At 41.2% G+C, this 18,066-nt stretch carries 13 protein-coding genes; 4 read left to right on the top strand and 9 right to left on the bottom strand.

The annotated features are described in order from the left end of the window. Positions 1-302: 302 nt before the first annotated feature. Positions 303-962, top strand: a complete 660-nt coding sequence (locus JJQ94_RS11795) for a hypothetical protein (RefSeq protein WP_099031362.1) — start codon at positions 303-305, stop codon at positions 960-962. Continuing rightward, a complete protein-coding gene (locus tag JJQ94_RS11790; protein ID WP_010375396.1) occupies positions 944-1,429 on the top strand; it encodes a DUF2269 family protein in 486 nt (161 codons plus the stop codon). The genes JJQ94_RS11795 and JJQ94_RS11790 overlap by 19 nt, the downstream gene beginning before the upstream one ends. Positions 1,430-1,580: 151 nt before the next feature. On the opposite strand, the gene JJQ94_RS11785 is transcribed toward JJQ94_RS11790, so the two are convergent. Both JJQ94_RS11785 and JJQ94_RS11780 read right to left on the bottom strand, forming a co-directional pair. Beyond that, positions 1,581-2,555 (bottom strand): sensor domain-containing diguanylate cyclase, encoded by a 975-nt coding sequence (locus JJQ94_RS11785; RefSeq protein WP_099031363.1) that lies wholly within the window; start codon positions 2,553-2,555, stop codon positions 1,581-1,583. A 2-nt stretch (positions 2,556-2,557) separates the two neighbouring features. After that, positions 2,558-3,562 carry a response regulator gene (locus JJQ94_RS11780; protein WP_010375391.1) on the bottom strand — a complete coding sequence of 335 codons (1,005 nt, stop codon included), beginning with the start codon at positions 3,560-3,562 and terminating at the stop codon, positions 2,558-2,560. A gap of 201 nt (positions 3,563-3,763) precedes the next feature. Between JJQ94_RS11780 and tpx the strand changes: the two genes are divergently transcribed. Further along, on the top strand, positions 3,764-4,345 hold the full coding sequence (tpx, locus tag JJQ94_RS11775; protein WP_017217995.1) for a thiol peroxidase: 582 nt from the start codon (positions 3,764-3,766) through the stop codon (positions 4,343-4,345). A 95-nt stretch (positions 4,346-4,440) separates the two neighbouring features. On the opposite strand, the gene htpG is transcribed toward tpx, so the two are convergent. Both htpG and recR read right to left on the bottom strand, forming a co-directional pair. Beyond that, the gene (htpG, locus tag JJQ94_RS11770; protein WP_017217996.1) at positions 4,441-6,354 is read right to left on the bottom strand and encodes a molecular chaperone HtpG; all 1,914 of its coding nucleotides are present in this window, start codon (positions 6,352-6,354) and stop codon (positions 4,441-4,443) included. 165 nt (positions 6,355-6,519) lie between these two features. Beyond that, positions 6,520-7,119, bottom strand: a complete 600-nt coding sequence (gene recR, locus JJQ94_RS11765; RefSeq protein WP_010606421.1) for a recombination mediator RecR — start codon at positions 7,117-7,119, stop codon at positions 6,520-6,522. A gap of 270 nt (positions 7,120-7,389) precedes the next feature. On the opposite strand from recR, the gene JJQ94_RS11760 reads away from it, so the two are divergent. Next, positions 7,390-9,465 carry a M13 family metallopeptidase gene (locus JJQ94_RS11760; RefSeq protein WP_099031364.1) on the top strand — a complete coding sequence of 692 codons (2,076 nt, stop codon included), beginning with the start codon at positions 7,390-7,392 and terminating at the stop codon, positions 9,463-9,465. Between the two features lie 50 nt (positions 9,466-9,515). Here the strand turns inward: JJQ94_RS11760 and JJQ94_RS11755 are convergent, their stop codons facing one another. The 5 genes from JJQ94_RS11755 to JJQ94_RS11735 form a co-directional block, all read right to left on the bottom strand. Further along, the gene (locus JJQ94_RS11755; protein WP_099031365.1) at positions 9,516-10,091 is read right to left on the bottom strand and encodes a rhomboid family intramembrane serine protease; all 576 of its coding nucleotides are present in this window, start codon (positions 10,089-10,091) and stop codon (positions 9,516-9,518) included. Positions 10,092-10,216: 125 nt separating this feature from the next. After that, the gene (locus JJQ94_RS11750) at positions 10,217-10,843 is read right to left on the bottom strand and encodes a DUF3592 domain-containing protein (protein ID WP_236596596.1); all 627 of its coding nucleotides are present in this window, start codon (positions 10,841-10,843) and stop codon (positions 10,217-10,219) included. 918 nt (positions 10,844-11,761) lie between these two features. Then, the gene (locus tag JJQ94_RS11745; protein WP_099031367.1) at positions 11,762-15,007 is read right to left on the bottom strand and encodes a DEAD/DEAH box helicase; all 3,246 of its coding nucleotides are present in this window, start codon (positions 15,005-15,007) and stop codon (positions 11,762-11,764) included. Next, the gene (locus tag JJQ94_RS11740; protein ID WP_099031368.1) at positions 15,000-16,838 is read right to left on the bottom strand and encodes a phospholipase D family protein; all 1,839 of its coding nucleotides are present in this window, start codon (positions 16,836-16,838) and stop codon (positions 15,000-15,002) included. Before JJQ94_RS11740 ends, JJQ94_RS11745 begins: the two co-directional genes overlap by 8 nt. Then, positions 16,822-18,060, bottom strand: coding sequence for a DUF6361 family protein (locus JJQ94_RS11735; RefSeq protein WP_141557627.1), 1,239 nt, complete (start codon positions 18,058-18,060; stop codon positions 16,822-16,824). The genes JJQ94_RS11740 and JJQ94_RS11735 overlap by 17 nt, the downstream gene beginning before the upstream one ends. Between the last annotated feature and the right edge of the window lie 6 nt (positions 18,061-18,066).

The following is an 18,066-nucleotide window of genomic DNA, read 5'->3' as shown; positions in this document are numbered from 1 at the left end:
TTTCTAATAAATCTCAGGTTAATGAATAAAAGCCATTTTTAGGCAGTACTCATAGGCTAAAGGCCTCCAATGAGAACTCAACTCCTCACTCCTCCATTAAAGCTAGATAAGCCATGATTTACAAGCCTTTTGATATCTAGAATATGAGTGTAAACATAACAATTCCGGTTAACCGCTATAATTTAAAGACAAGGGTTATTCAATTTTCACCAGATAAATAATGGCTATTCAGACAAAGGCTTTACCAATTTTGGGTATAGATTTAAGATGAGCCAAAGGACTCTAATCCAGACGTAAAACCAATGGATCAATACAAAACCAAATTTGTTGTTGTTTATCTGATTGCCGCAATAATTACTACGGCATGTCTTTTAATGAATGGGCCGATGCGTCCAGGCTTGCCTCTTGATAACACGGTAATAATGCGTATGGAGTTTATTGCCGAAAACTCTGTGTTGTGGCAGTGGTCTTGGATAGCTTGGATGTTCTCTGCACTAGGTCTATTAGTATTTAGTGTTATTTTAGCAGATGAGCTCAAAGCAGACTTTAGAAAGCATGTTGGCCTGCTATTAGTCGCATTGGGTGTGGCCCCAGATCTAATTGCTGAAGTGATTTATGCCTTTGTTTTACCAAAAGTAGTTCATTTGACCATGGGAGAATCTGTATTTTTACTGCTTGAGCATATTGCAACCCATCTAACAGGTTACTTAGGTAATGGCCTTTATAATTTAGGAGGGCTTACGTTAACCTGTTTAGCCATTAAGCAAGGTATATTTAAAACATGGGTGTCAGTGTGGGGGATCACTGCTTGGGTTTTAGGTTTATTGCTGTCTGTCTCTATCGCTGTTGGTCAACTTAAAGCTGCTGAGATATTTACTGCATCAAGCATGACTCTTAGTACACTTTGGATGATTATCTTTGCACATCAAGTTTTGAGGCCCAGATGGAATACGCAATCTTAAAATTAGTGCACATAGGTGCCTTGATTTTTTGGCTTGGCCCAGCCCTTGGTGCTTGGCTTGTGTTAAAAGCAATAGAAAATGAAAATATAGGACCGGTGACCGCGAAGGTGGATCATGTATTCTTTCTCATGGTCACACTGGAACATGTGGCATTTATTGTCCTCTTATTAACAGGCTTTTCTATGGCTTTTTTAGCCGGATGGTTTACATCTCCATGGCTCCAGCAAAAGCTACTTGTGGTCGGTCTCGTGATTATCCCGTTAGAGATTGTGGATATTTTCTTGGGAAATTGGTTAGCAGCAAAGGCATCTAAAAGTGTCCACCTGGGCATTGCAAGCGCTCAGCAACGGCGTTGGTTAGCGCTCTACCACGGCCCTTTTACTAAACTTGCACTCTTAACCATACCGGTTTCAGTCGTTATTGTGATGTATTTAGCGGTAAGTAAGATGCCACTTTTATCACTTTAATTTGCAGAAATAACCGAACGATACAGCTGATTTGTCTAACAGACCGCTGTTCATTCCACACTGATACTAAACAAAAGGTATTGGGATAAGAATATAGGCTGGCCGCGTGAGTAAAGCCGCGTCGCGCTAAAGCCACTATATAAAGATAAATTTACTCGCTGGCCATGTCTTCAGAGTATACAGTTACCCGATTTCTTCCGCCCTCTTTAGAATCATACAAAGCGCTGTCTGCCGCTTCAATCCATTGCTCATGTTTTTCAAAAGACTCTTCGTAAACGGCAACACCAAGACTAACCGTAATCTTGATTTGTTGTTCATCGTAGTAAATCGAAGAATTTTCTATTAACGAGCGCAGTCTTTCGGCGAAAGTGATTGCACCTTTTACGTCAGTGTCAAGCAAAGTCACCGCAAACTCTTCACCGCCGTAGCGGCCTGCAGTATCTGTTTCTCGCAGTGTTTTGCGTAGTAAGTCTGAGATATGGCGTATAGCCTCATCTCCACCACTATGACCGTATTCATCATTAATTCGCTTAAAGTGGTCAATATCAAACATAAGCAATGCACTTTGCCCTTGATTACGTTTCAAGCGCTTAAACTCTTGCTTTAGGCTCTCTTCCCAGAAACCGCGATTATGCAACTGGGTTAAACTGTCTGTACGGCTAATTTTTTCTAATTGTTTATTCAACGACTCAAGCTCTAACTTATTGATTGCTTCGTCAGTCACATCGTATATGATCACACAAATATGCCCTACATCCCCCGTCACCGTTGTCAACGGAATAAAAGTCGCATTCTGATACATATAATCAGCCTTGCCTGTGATAGGCCGATAGTTTTTGAATCGAAAAATATAAGGCTGCTGCTCCCAAATGGTAAACGACCGATTTTTTAGCACGAACACAGGTTCAGCTTTTGATCTAAACCACTGCTCATCAATACTTGGGAACAAATCAAAAATGTCTTTATCTTTAACCGCACTCGGTAATAAACCAGAATGATTTTCCATAAAACCATTCCATATACATACCTTGTAGTCGCGATCGAGTACCACCAAGCCAACATCTACGGTGTTAAACATATCCATTAACCAATGGATTTCATTCATATCAAAATCGGCTGCAGGCATAGTTAATCATCCAATAAATAGGCTACTTTGTATTTTAATGTTTTAAGTGAGTCTTCTGTGAATAACAACATAAGGTCACAGTTAATGTTGTGATGCTCTATGCCATAGCTAATCTCGATAGCAAGCGTTCTTTGCCATCTCGCTTTGTTGGCTTTCACAAGCTCAGCAACATCACAATGTTGACCAAGCACCACTGGGTGGCCTTGGCTGAACGACATATCGAGCTGCTTAGATAGTCCCGTTAAAATTGCGCCAATCAAGATATTGCTAATATCCATTAAGAGCTCAAGCTCAACTTTGGTATTAAGATCGCCATGATAATTCATCAAGGACGCGATCTCTTTGAAACTAGAATCATTGAGCAGTAGCAGCGCTTCTCCGGAAACACCGCCACCAATAAAACCTTGGCAAACGCCCGACGTAGTTGCGCTCGCATCAATCGCTTGCAGTGCCATATGTAGCTCGTTGACTTCGAGTACATTAACGTTTGGAATAGGTAGTTCGACGAATACATTCAGCAATCGCGCCAACAAATCACCCGCCTGCCCCATAGCAACGTTTGTAAGCTCTTGATAGATATCACGGATCTCAGGGTCTAGCTGCTCACCAAGTTTATGAACCAAGCTTTCTCTGATTGCTTTATCTTTTATTCCATGATGCTCAATAATTTCAGCAAGTTTAGCAGCGTCACAGGGCTTACGGATAAAGTCAATAGCGCCGAGTTCTATCACTCGTTGGTGCGCATTAGGTTGAATGTCGCCGGAAACAACGACAGTAAGCACTGATAAATCTTGCTCGCTAATAGCCTGTAGCACTTCATAGCCATCCATCTGTGGCATATTTAGATCAAGGAATAGAATCTCAGGAGAGAGTGCTTTGATTTGTTTAATACAGTCGAGTCCATTCTCTGCAAATTCTACTTTAATGTCCCAGTCGTCTGGCAATGAACGCGCCAGCTGCCGACGGGCAAGTTTTGAATCGTCACAAATTAGGACTAGTGTTGACATACAAGCTCTCTTTCTGTTTCCCATGCGTATCGGCACGATGTCGGGAAGTTTTAGTTATAATTATGAGATTAAAGCTTAAAATTGCGTCATATGTTAATAAAATGACGCCATCTTGACAATCTAAATGTCACTTAAGCTTGGTTAGTTACTGTCAGTATAATACACTCAAATCAATTAAGTTAACTTCAAAAGGAATACTTTATGCTGAAAGCGTTAGTTTTAGCGAGTGGTCTGTTTAGTGCGATATCATTGGCTTATGATTTACCTGAAAACTCGGTAGATATGGGCAAGGTAAAAGCGCAAGGTAAAGCGGTGGTATTGCTTGGTAATGGCGTAAAGCAAGGTCAGGCTGCACCGGATTTTAAGGTTGCCGATGCTGACTTCAGCCCAGTTACTCTGAAAGATTTTGAAAGTCGTGCAATTTTAATTAGTGTTGTTCCAAGTTTAGATACAGGCACTTGCAGCCTACAAACAAAACATTTTAATGAAAAAGTAGCAAGCCAATTTCCTGATGTTGCCATGTTGACGATTAGTGCGGACTTGCCGTTTGCGCAAAAGCGCTTTTGCAAAGCAGAAAATATCGACAAGGTTAAAACATTATCAGACGCCGTATGGCATTCTTTTGGTGAAAATTATGGTTTGTTGATTAAAGATATGGGCCTGCTCAGTCGCGCGATTTTTGTGCTAGATAAAGAACACAAGATTGTTTACAAGCAGCTGGTAGAAAATTTAGCAAAAGAGCCAAACTACGAAGAAGTCGTTGGCGCACTGAAGAGTCTATAACCTCACTATATACTCTCATCAATAAACATAAAAAAGCCGGTCACTTAACAATGACCGGCTTTTTCAATTCGTTATACCAATTTACTTAATTAATTTTACTTTTGTAGATCTAACATTAGCTTGTTAAGACGGCTTACAAAGCCCGCAGGGTCTTTCAGGCTACCACGCTCTGCAAGCATTGCTTGGTCTAGTAGTACTTCTGCCCATTGTCCAAACTTGTCTTCGTCTTGTTCGTTATTCAAGTGCTTAACCAATTGGTGCTCTGGGTTAAGTTCAAATACCGGCTTAGACTCAGGCACGGCTTGACCCACCTGCTCCATTAGCTTTTGCATTTGAGAGCTCATGTCATGATCGTCTGCAACCACACACGCTGGAGAATCTGTTAAGCGGTGCGTAAAGCGTACTTCTTTCACTTTATCGCCAAGTGCTGTTTTCACTCGCTCAACTAGGCCTTCAACTTCTTTCTCACTTTCTTCGTGTGCTTTCTTCGTTTCTTCGTCATCCATATCACCTAAGTCAAGATCACCACGCGTGATTGACTGAAGTGGCTTCTCGTTGAATTCAGTGAGGTGACTCATCATCCACTCATCAACACGATCTGACAGGAGCAGAACTTCAATGCCTTTCTTACGGAAAATTTCAAGGTGCGGAGAGCTCTTCGCTGCCTCAAAGCTATCAGCCACAACATAGTAAATCTTATCTTGGCCTTCTTTCATGCGCTCAATGTACTGCTCAAGAGAAACATTTTGTGTTTTCTCGTCAGTATGTGTAGAGCTAAAGCGCAATAGTTTTGCGATGGCATCTTTGTTTGCGAAATCTTCAGCAGGACCTTCTTTTATCACATTACCAAACTCATTCCAGAATGCTTGGTAATCTTCTGGTTTGTTTTTGCCCATGCGCTCAAGCATTTTAAGTACACGAGATGTACAGCCTTTACGAATAGCTTGAGTGATCTTGTTGTCTTGTAGGATCTCACGAGATACGTTAAGAGGTAAATCGTTAGAATCTAATAAGCCTTTCACGAAGCGCAGGTAGCTTGGCATAAACTGCTCTGCGTCATCCATAATGAACACGCGTTGTACATAAAGCTTAAGGCCAGCTTGACGCTCGCGATTATACAAATCGAAAGGTGCCTTTTTAGGGATATAAAGTAGGCTGGTGTATTCAGTTTTACCCTCTACTTTATTGTGTGCCCAAGTGAGTGGCTCTTCCCAATCATGACCGACATGCTTATAAAACTCTTTATATTCTTCGTCGCTGATCTCTGATTTATCGCGAGTCCAGAGTGCTGTGGCTTTGTTGATCGCTTCCCACTCGCCAGGTTGCGCTTCAATTTTCTCGCCATCTGGGCCTTCAGATTCAGGAACTGGGTCTTTATAAAGTTCAACAGGAATTGAAATGTGATCTGAATATTTAGTCACAATACCGCGAAGGCGATAAGTTTCAAGGAACTCACTTTCTTCTTCACGAAGATGCAGTGTGATCTCTGTACCGCGCTCTGCTTTTTCGATTTCAGCAATCGTGAAGTCGCCTTCACCTTGCGATTCCCATTCAACCGCTTCTGACTCACCCGCTTTACGCGTACGAACCGTTACTTTATCAGCAACAATGAATGCGGAATAGAAACCAACACCGAACTGACCAATCAGCTGTGAATCTTTTGCTTGGTCACCAGTTAGGTTTTTAAAGAAATCAGCTGTACCAGATTTTGCGATGGTACCTAATGAGCTGATCACTTCGTCACGCGTCATACCAATACCATTGTCAGAAATGGTGATGGTTTTTGCATCTTTGTTTACGCTTAAGCGGACACGTAGCTCTGCGTCACCTTCGTAAAGGTCACCATTTTGCAAAGCTAAATAACGTAGTTTGTCAGCCGCGTCTGAAGCGTTAGATACTAATTCGCGTAAAAAGATCTCTTTGTTTGAGTACAAAGAGTGGATCATTAGGTTTAATAATTGTTTGACTTCTGTTTGAAAGCCTAATGTTTCTTTTTGAGCTGCGGACATTGTTCTCTCCAATATAAGCAATTAATGCAGTGTTCTTTATCAATATGCTAGGTATATGGGGGAAGAGAAAAAACTTTCAAGAGACTGAACAAAATTTTTAACAAACCGCCCTGCTTTTTGGATCAATCGCTCCATAAAACAGGGCTTCCATCAGTAAAAGTGAGATTAAAGCTTCTTGCGCCCGCTAAACGCATGCATTAACGTCATTCCGTCTACCAGGTCAAGCTCACCACCAACAGGCATACCGTGAGCAATACGCGACGCTTCAACTTGATATTTATGACATAACTCAGAAATATAGTGTGCCGTTGCCTCTCCTTCCACCGTTGGGTTTGTCGCTAAGATAACCTCATTAATATTGCCAGCACTTAGCTTACGCTCAAGGACATCTAGGCCGATTTCATTGGGGCCAATTCCATCCAAAGGCGATAAATGCCCCATCAGCACAAAATACAAGCCATTAAATTGGCCCGTTTGCTCTATCGCCAATACATCCGTTGGTGATTCAACCACACATAGCAGCCCTGTGTCTTGGCGCTTGATACTTTGACAGATATCACACACCTCAACCTCACTAAATGTTCGGCAGCTTGAGCAATGACCAATGGCTTGCATCGCATGCGTCAGGCTTTGCCCCAGCTGGCTGCCGCCCTCTCTGTCTCGCTCTAGTAAATGAAAGGCAATACGCTGCGCAGACTTAGGCCCAATGCCAGGTAAACAACGCAGCGCTTCAATAAGCGCTGTTAAACTTGGTGATAATTGCATAAATTCGTTTCTTGTGGCCCATGCAGTGCAAAAACACTGATAACAATGCCGAAATGATAAGGGATATTGTTGTTGATTTAAAGCTTGATCCTATTTCATGCCCTTCCACTCATTTTACAGTTTGAAAATGCATTCATCGCGAATTTCCCAACAATTCGACTCAAATGCTTGCAGCAAAAGCGTATTCGCTCGACAATGGCTCCATTCCCGATAGTAAGTACAATAACACAGCTGTCGGGCCAACTTCTCGAACTAGATAGAGACTACATAATGAAAAAAACGATAATAGCGAGTGCGCTTACAGCCATCATGCTGACGGCTTGCTCTGAGCCACAAGTCACAACAAGTGAAACCAAACAAGCAGAAAACGCGGCGGTAGCAACAGGTAAGGCTGAGCTTGGTAGTTTTGGTGTTGACCTCAGTGCACGCGATGAAAGTGTAAAACCTGGCGATGACTTCTTTATGTACGCCAGCGGCACTTGGTACAAAAACTACGAAATGCCAGCAGACAAAACGCGTTTTGGTGCATTCTCAGCACTTGCTGAACGCAGTGAAGAACAAGTAAAAACCATTATCGAAGAGATTGCTAACGGCAAAAATCTAAATGCCGAAGAGCAACTGATTGCCGATTTTTACAATGCTTATATGGATGTTGAAACCCTAAATAAGCTTGGTATCAAACCTATTCAACCACTACTTGCTGACATTGATGCCATTAACAACACTGACGGCCTCACCAAAGCATTTGGACAATCTTGGCTAACTGGTGTAAATGCGCCGATAGGCGGCGGTATGTGGTTTAACCGTCTAGACCCAAATAAATACGAGATGTCGATGGGTGCTGGTGGACTTGGACTACCAGATCGCTCTTATTATTTAGAACAAGCTGAGCGTTTTGTTAAAACTCGCGAAGCATACGTTGCACATATTGCAGATATGCTTAAATTTGCCGGTAAAGACAAACCGACTGAGCGCGCAGAAGCCATACTGGCACTTGAAACTAAAATTGCTGAGGGCCACTGGCCACGTGAAAAGCGCAGAAATCGCGACCTGACATTAAATCAAGTTAAACGTGACGAGCTAGCAACACAATACCCAGGCTTTAATTGGGATTTATATTTTGCTGAAACAGGCTACAAGGTGCCTCAGCTAAATATGTCTCAGCCTGAGCCGATCAAAGCGATGATTGCGCTAATCAACTCTGAAGACTTAAGCGTTTGGAAAGACTACTTAACTTATCACGCCATTAGCGGCAATGCATCACTGTTGTCTGAAGATATCTTCAATACTAACTTTGAATTTTATGGCAAGCATTTAAGTGGTCAGCAAGAGCCACGTGCTCGTTGGAAACGTGCAATCAGCGAAATGTCTGGCACCACTTCGCTTGGCTTTGCAATTGGTAAAGTTTACGTTGCCCGTTACTTCCCAGAGTCTTCTAAAAAGCAAATGTCAGAATTGGTTGAAAACCTACGCACCGCGCTTGGTGAAAGGATTGAAGGCTTAGACTGGATGGGTGAAGAAACGAAAGTAAATGCTCAGGCAAAACTTGCCGCATTTACTCCTAAGATTGGCTACCCTGATAAATGGCAGTCATTTGATGGGTTAACCTTAACCCGCGATAACTTAATGACAAATGTGAAAAACCTACGTGAGTTTTTCCGCAATGACAGCATCGCCAAAGAGCTTGAAAAAACCGATCGTAACCGCTGGGGTATGACACCACAACGCGTTAACGCCTACTACAACAGCTCGTTTAATGAAATCGTTTTCCCTGCGGCAATTTTACAACCGCCATTCTTCGACCCAAATGCAGATCCTGCAGTAAACTACGGCGGTATTGGCGCGGTGATAGGGCACGAAATGGGCCACGGCTTTGACGACCAAGGCTCTAAATCCGATGCCAACGGTATTCAACGTAATTGGTGGACCGATTCAGATCGCGCTGCTTTCGAAGAAAAAGCAGACAAGCTCGCGGCACAATACAACAAATATGAGCCTATTGAAGGTAACTTCGTGAACGGTCGTAACAGCCTTGGCGAAAACATCGGTGATGTAGGTGGCCTTGCGATGGCTTATCATGCATATAAACTGAGCCTAAACGGCAAAGAAGCACCTGTGATTGATGGCTTGACTGGCGACCAACGTTTCTTCCTTGCTTGGGCACAAGTATGGAAAGAAAAGCGTACTGAGCAAAGCATGCTAAACCAGCTACGCGCAGGTACACACGCACCGGGTCAATTTAGAGCGCTTGCGCCTCGCAACCATGATGCATGGTACAAAGCGTTTGACGTTAAACCAGGTGACAAACTATACCTAGCACCTGAAGAGCGCGTACGTATTTGGTAATAACTTAAATCCCAAAGCATAACCTGCCGTCACTGGTAGGTTATGCTGCTTTAACGCCGAGCAATACGCTTTTGCTTGGTTAAGTATGCCCCGCCTAATCCGCTTAAAAACCCAAAAATATGACTTGAACTACTCGTCTGCGCCGAAAAATCAGATAACGTCGCTAAAAAGCTAATATTGGCATAGTAAGTCAATACCAGCAGAGCTATAAAACTAACAATGCCAAGCACATCGCGATTGAATAGCGCAGCACCCAGCAGTAAGCCAAAGTAACCCATTACAATGCCTGATGCACCAATGTGATTTGCATGCCCAGCAAACAGCCACACCAACAGTCCTGTAGCAACCACAATAAAAAAAGTTGCTCGCTTAAACCTCGGTAATCTTGCTGCCAAATAGCCACTAATACTTAAGCCGAGCAAATTACTCAGCAAATGTCCCCAGCTACCATGTATAAAAGGCGCGGTTAACACACCACTCAAATGATGTACGTTATGCGGTACAATCCCAAAACGATAGACGGGTAAGCCAAAAATACCACCTAACACCTGTACGAGACACATCACCGCCATCGCGTACAAAACCAACTTAAAATTGGGCGGAAAAACCAGTGCACGTTTACTCATCTTACTTCCGTATACAGACAAAAATAGCGCCTTATTAAGCGCTATTTCGAATAGATTTGCAAACTCAGCCCACGTGAACTTTACATACTTAGTGTTGTAGTTACGAACCGCCCGCTTTCATAAGATTAAGACGCGACCTTTGGGAGAAATGAAATATCCACATGGTATTTGCTCGGGTTTCCTTCTTCAATTAACACCGTTATCTCTTCTCGGTCTATGTGATTGGTTGGATCAAACCATATATTATCACTATTAAAAATATGCAATTGCGATGTTGATGGGTTTCTCCATTGTGCACAAATTTGGTAAGGGTTTTTGCCGTTAAACTCTATTCTACGGTTAACTTCAACACTCTGAAACTTAGCCACCACTGGTGTCCCTTTTTCCTTTAGATACTTCACTTTCTTATTTTTTGACGCGCCAAATAAGATAATTGAAAGTCCAATAAGGAAAAATACAGAGCCTATTCCAGCTAAGATCATAACTCCGCCCCAAAGCGAGAAAGTATCGTTAATTTCAGCTTTTTCGATTGAATCTTCTAGATAAACGACGCTTACAACCTCTCCTATTGAATATCTGTTAGGACCGCCCCCAGTAGAGGACACAAACTCCGCTATTTCGCCATTTTTGGTGCGGAATTTAACGAAAGGAGCATAGGTATCCGAGTCTTCAGACTGGGAACGAATAAGGTCTACCACTGTGCCTTCGGTAATGATTGCACGGTCCAGAAAGTCTTGGGTACTGTTGTACATAAAAAGCGATCCGATTAACAGTGCGGACCCAATCAGAGTGAAAATGTATTTAACTATCACGAGCAACTCCTTTTTGCTGGAATGATTTTATAAATTATATATGCGTAGTATGCATAACGCGTTGTTGGATCAGACTAAACTAGTTCGACCTAGAATGTAGATGTTATTTAAGCGGCGAGAGAAAGTTAAGGCGAGCGACTTCACTTGCGTTGATTTACAAGCTATATCGTTACAGCTGCGCTCATTCCCTGACCTAACATCGTATCCTTTATGGCCTATTAGACCGTTTTTCATCATCTATTTCAACTTTCTTGATGCTCAGTTCGATCATACTCGTGAACTTCACTTCGATATCTGTAACTGATCCCGCCATGTTATGCAGCTCGCTAGTAAAATTATGCGGTCTCAAGATAACCCAAAACATTTAGGTTAAAGGGAGCCTGCTTAACACCTGTCACATAGTTTAGGGCTTACTTTTGCGGTCTAAATGTAGCTACTCAACATTGCTGTAATAGCGCGTAACTTAGTGTAATTACCACCTTGAAAAATTAACTATAAAATTACATTTAATTTCTGACTGTATGAGAGTGCTAGCCAGAACTTGTAGCTACTTAATAGCGTTATCTAGATAATTTTCAAAGGAAACTTTATGAAAAAGCGTAATATAATCCCATGTTTCGCAGCTGCCTTATTGATTTCGGCGTGCTCGAGTTCAACAAAAAATAGCGCCTTCAGGCGCTATTTTTATGGGATTCTAAATTAAAACGGAATTTTGAAGCCTAATGATCATAGGCTGCTTATAAGTGCTGATGAGTTATGAAAGCCGTATTCTTTCGTTTCTTCGACAAATTTCATAACTGATAAACGTACCTTATTTCTAATTTTTTGGTATCTATTTGGTATCCTGTTTTAGAGCATTTATGAAGCAAGCTTTGTCTTAGTTTTCTTAGAATGAACTAGAGGTGACAGATTTACCACCAACTTATGCTTAATGTTCTCAATTTCTTCATCTGTAAAGCTTCGTTCTAAAAGGTTGTCTATTAATTCTTCTTGTCTTGGCTGCCCAAATGCTAACCGATATAGCGAAAGCACCTTCAAAGATTCATTTAACTTAATTAAGTCTTTGCTCATTGGCATCAAAGGCACAATGCGCTCTATTTGAGCACTACCTGAAGACAAGTGCCAATAAGGTTCCAAATCACTAAGCCTTTCATTTTTTGTGTGTTGATCAGCATACTCAAACAACTTATCCCAAGAGTGTTGATAGCTTGAGTTAACTTCATCTTTAAACCTCTCGACTAGTCGCCTACGAACAACTAACGACTTATAACGGTTTACACGTCCTTCTCGTTGTTCAAGGTCAATTGGGTTTGATGGCAAGTTCCAATGTACTATACGACTGCAATACCAATGAAAATCCAGCCCCTCCTGCCCAATAGATGTTGAATTCAGCACAAAGGGTCTAAACGGTGAGTTGAACGCATCTCGAACGTGAGACACCCTTACCATGCCTTTTTCATCCGTAATTTTTTGGTTACCCAAGGGAACTGCATAATGACATCTTAATGTGGACTTTTCTTCTAACGAACCTTCACTCTTCTTGAGGGCAATATCTTCGTGAAAGTGACAACCTACAGAAACTGTATTGGTATTTAACACACTATGTAATTTTGATAACGCTTCGCTACTATTTTGCCCAGAGCCAATTAATAAATGAAAATACTCATCAACCACCGCTTGTAAGTTACCGTCTGCGCAATAATTAATAACAGCTTGCCAATAAGGGACCTTGTAATAGCGTTTTTTAATGGCTCTTTCTGACTCAGGTTTATTAAACAAACTAACAAAGCCTAATGCGCTTTCACTTATATCAACTAGGTGATGATGTGAATCTTGTCCTGCTAACGAACGAAGGATACATACAGCAGGGCCTGAAATTGCAAGTTGCGCTAAATAGTTAAAAAGGTCTTTAGGGAGCTTTCCTAACTCACCTTTTTGAATCAAATTGAATAAGTGCCGAATACTTTCAAGGCGACCCTTATTTTTACCATCCGAAAATCTATTTTTAAACTTAAGCTGCCAGTCATCTACGCCATCTGTGTATCCATTTAGCATATCTAAAAGTATTGGTGCTACGGCATACCAGTGTGTGTTAGACTTCTTTCCTTTGTTTTCATAGGGCTTGAGCTTTGACCAAAACAGGCTTTTAATCTTTTTGCTCACATCCTTTACAAGCTCATCGAGAGTTTTGCCATCATCAAAAAAGTCAATATTTGCAAGTGTTCTGCTAGGGTAGATGTAAGACCAGGCAACAAGGTTTGACTTACCATCAAACTTGATCTTTTGTACATGTTTTTTCTTTTCAGAGCGGTAATACTCCTTAGTTACGCCTCTTCTACCTTCAAGCAACCTGCGTTCAGCTTCATATGATATCAAACCGCTTAGCGCCCTTGGCACCATTGCCCATGCAGAAAACAGCAGCGATTTACTAAAGCCTTGTTGATTTTTAAAACTTCCTTCTAAAGGGTAATAAGGGTTTGACGGTGGAACCCACAGCAACTCTTCACCATTGCCGTCAAAAAAAGTATCAATCACAGCCTTGAACCTTGCGTTCGAGCCTTGTTTAGCCAAATTCAATTTATATGACTGGATTAAATCTCGTGACAGCCAACTCATTTTCGACTGCTTTATAACCTTTGATAAAGGTGCGTGTTTTTGTAATGAATCATCAATATGACTTTTAAATTGATAACCATTCATAAATGATAAAGCCCAAGGGGCCGACTTTTGATACTCTAATAAATAGCTAGAGTGGCTATTCTTACTAACCTTATTCAGCTCTTCTGCTATTTGAACTAACTCTTTAAATGCCAGAATTTCATTACTATCAAACTTTGCTAAACACTCGGTAGCTTGTTCACTGCCTTTTCTAAAGCAAACTATTGAGTCTGCCTTATTGACGATCTGTGCTCGCTCTGTGCGGCAAATGTATGAACTAAGTGAGTTTTCAATACTGTCCTTATGAGTTGAAATCAAACTGCTTGGGCATTTACTCGGATCACGCAGGCTAATAATTTCGCTATGAAGCTTCTCTCTGTTGTATTCATATTGACTTAAAAAGTTATGATCTTTTTTACTTAAAAAATTAAGTAAATACCTTAATTCATCAACATGCGCCGTTTGGGTTTCTTCTTCATCAACTTTAGACATGGCTTTAAATGGCGTAGCTGAGAGCAATAACAATTTAGCTGCCGACTCTTTAGAAAAAATCCCTCTGGCAATAACTGATAATTCATTGTCTTCATTGGTGTCGAGAAGGCTATTAAACCTCTGAAACTCATCTAATATAAATAAATCAGACTTTAGGTTTTGAACACAACACCTAGCAAGCACTCTTCTTAAATAAGAGCGTAATCTATTTGGGTGTTCACACTTAACTTGATCAGTGCATACCATTTCAATAATTGAAAGCCAGCTACTGCCTTGCGCTATCTCCCAGTCACTTTCGATATAGTCTGATTGAGCGTTAAGTTGTTGATGAAACGAGCGCAATATACATTTATCAAGAGAGTTATTTTTGTCGAACCAATATTGATTATTCTTCCAAGTATCTCTACCACATTTACCACGAAACAACTTACTTAGCTTACATTTATACTTTGATAAACTGTCATGCTCACAAAGCAATTGATAAATAATAAAGCGTTCCCAGTGAGTGCCATCGCCTTGGGTTAAAGTAAATGAAGTAGAAGGAGTGAGGGAGCAGACTTCTAATAACTCACCAGTGTCATTATCATTTTGGTTATCCTTTATCGCTAATTCAGTCAAACGGCTAAATGAAGGCTCTGATACATACTCTTCGTGCTCATTCCCTTCAAATACAGCTAGTTTCCTTATGTTCTCATTAGCAAGTGTTAGGTTAGAGCAGATATACGTTACCCTTAAAGGCTTAAAAGGTGATTGATTCAACCTTGCCTTGAGCATTTCTGCTATTACGCCTTTTGCAACAACGGTTTTACCTAAACCAACCTCATCGGCAACTAATACTCTCCCTGAGTGACGGCTATCGACAAAATTGCTCATCACTTGGTGTACCGTTGCTAATTGAAAATCTTTGAGTTTCGAAAGCGACTGGTTCAATAACGCTATTACGTCATCATTCATATATCACCTCTTGTTCAAAATGCTGCCATAGTGACAAAAATTGCTCTGGGATTTGAACTTCTGTTTGTTCTAATCTCTCAAGTAAAGCTTGAATTCTATTGAGTGCCGACGGGTTTCGAGCTGCGGCTAACATTAACTGTTCATATATCGGTGCACTTTCAAACAGGCTCGCACCGCTACCGTCACTTAATCCAGCTGCTCTTGTTGTAATATCAAGCCACTCTTCTTTAGTGCTATAAGGATTTAATAATAGCCGGACGTAGTTCAGTAATTTATCTTCATTATCTAGCAACTCAGACAAAACCCTTTTATCGCGAGTATCGCCACCCTCAATATGAAGGTTTGCTTGTATAATTAAGCTCTTTTGCTGTGAGTCACTTTCACATTTAGACGTCAAACACACAGGTATCAACGCGCTAATAGCGCTCAACTCAACACCCGACCAATGAAGCTCAGACGATATACACTTATTTGCACCAGCAATACCTAGCTGGCCTACCTCAATATCGCAAAGGGCTAGAATACGAGTCAAAGACTCATCGTCCATATTATGAGACAGAGTTAACTCATACAGTTCGGTTTTACTATTGTATCGAGCTTCCAACTGCCAATCCGCATTAATAATGGGAAAAGATACCGACCTGAAATCAAAATCTTTCGATTCCGCTTCATTTTGTAGGGCTGAAAACTCATGCGGCACAATTAAGCCTTCGCCTTCTTTATCACTTAGCCATGTATCTAAAATACGTTGTGGGCCGATTTGAGCTGTGTTACCCGTAAACCTCAGCATGAATTCTTCATTTCTAGGTAGTTTTTTCTCTGTACCAAGTGCAGCGGTTGTCGCATTTGCTGACCCTAAATGCCAATGGCTTGTGCCACCGCGTTGAGTGATAATCAGTTTGGCATGAAGATCATGGGACTCCTCCGGTAATCCAGCTCTTTCTGCACCATCAACAATGGCATCATTTATTGAGTAACACTGCCAAGACTTTAACTTCTCTTGCCCAATCTCGTTTAGCTCAGTAGCGCGACTGACTAATATTCTTTTAGTGTCAGCTTTAGTCGCCAACCAATCAAGTGCCTTCACTTGTCCAGCTGCATCTTTTATAAACGGTGAAACAACCAGCATTGAGTCATTACTATTGTATAAATCAAGTGGTTTATTAAACTTGCCGCCACCTGGTAATAACAATGGATTACGCCCATAGCTTATCGACCAGCTAATTTTAGGAAGCTCTTTTTTGAAGGTCTTTTTTAGTTCAGCATCATTCTGTTCATCAAGTAGGTTAAGAAAAAAATCAGCCCAGCTTTCGGTGCCCAATTCCGTTACCTTAGCTTGCGTTAATTTTCCATCAAGCGAAGCTGCTATATCCCAGCTTCTATCAAAGGTAAGGTTGCGAGATAAAACAATAAGTCGATAAATTACATTAGCTCTCTTTTTCCCATCTGATTGCTTATAACGAATTAACCATACTTTAGAGTGAAAGGAAGCGTGCTCTCCACCACTTGGCACTACCGCCCTTAAACACGGCTCCAATAGTGTGAACAACTTGTTGTACTGTGTTGGAACTTTAATATTGCCCTTTTGATAAAAAACACGAAGTCGTCCTTTTAATTGCCCAAACGCTTCTAATAAAGCAAGTTTCTCACCTCGGAGATCGCCCTCAAGTGTTTCATTAAAACAAAGCGCAATAGGGGCAGCTAATAACGTGTCTAAATCTAGTGAATATGTTGTCGCAATTGCGGCATCAAACTCATATTGCACACCATCAATAAAGGGAGGTGTTAACTGCTCACCATAGTCAACGCGGTTTTCATCTGCTTTTAGCATTTTCTAATCCTTGTTGTATATCGGCTAAAATTGGTCGCGCTGCGCTCCACCTGTAATCCAATCGGCGAATTCCAACCCAACCTTGATGAGTAAGCTTTTTATATAATAACGAGCGTTTCTTTTTGTTATTTTTAGCCTGACTTTCAACCAAAGTATCTATTTCTTTGAGAGAAGCGCCTGTTTGTACTTGCTTGATGAACTCTTGAATAAAAGTCTTTGTCTTAGGATTGATTGCTTTAATTTCAGCGATATCTAACCATTTATCTACACTGTCTTCATGTAAGGACTTTTTAGCTATTTCAGCCCAATTATGATAATCACTTTCGTACTCAGCTACTTTTTCATCAAACTCATTATTCCTAGCCAGCACAATATTATATCGAAGGTGAGCGCCTTCCATTGCTAAGCTGAAAGCTTCAGCGGCTTCAAGCCTTGATTTGCATATAGCAGAAACCTCACCCTGCTTTTTTAAAAAAGCTTGAAGCTGGGTAAACCCACGTACAAATTTATCATTTAAACTCAAGGCTTCATCCGTTAAACCATGTAAGTAAAGTTGCCCAAGCACGCTATGTTCTAGATTTTTGGCATTCTTGATTTTATTAACTAAAAACCTAGCTTCATTGACACTTAAATTTAATGTGAGGTCTTCTTGCCAGTTACCTGAGTGGCCTTTGGGTAAATGAACTATCTGCTTGGTAATAAGGCTGCTGGTATCATCTTCACCAAACTCGCTTATCGCTGAATCTGGTTTAGTTTTAACATTGCCATAGTGCCTGCAGAATTCAGCTAAAGAACTTTGTGTGTCGATAATGCCAAGTTGCCGTAACCCGTTCCAGTAAACAGAAGACGGTCTTCTGGCAACGCCTCCCTTATCAATTTGGGTGCGGCCAATAATGCCTGTTTCGTCATCACCATGAACTTCAGTCAATCGCTTTGCTACGTTGTTTTCTGCGTCTTTCAAATAAGACTCAATAGAAGGCGCTTTCCGTTTATTGGCGGAGCACTGCTCATAATAATCGCGTAAAATACGTGGAACCGTAATAAAATACTTGGCACGGGTTTGAATGGTAGAAATACCAGGAAATAGCAAGTCAGCAAAAGCGTCTCTAATTTGTCCTATACCTAATTCATCTAAGGTTCCAGGCTCTCGCATCATCGCCATCACGTGCCTGACCCTTTCCCTGTCTTCTGAGGAAAAATCAACCCATCCTAAATCACTCACTATTTA

Source organism: Pseudoalteromonas sp. GCY (assembly GCF_016695175.1).
Classification (GTDB): Bacteria; Pseudomonadota; Gammaproteobacteria; order Enterobacterales; family Alteromonadaceae; genus Pseudoalteromonas.
Note: the sequence above shows the minus strand (reverse complement) of the source record. Positions and strands in the feature narration are given on the sequence as shown.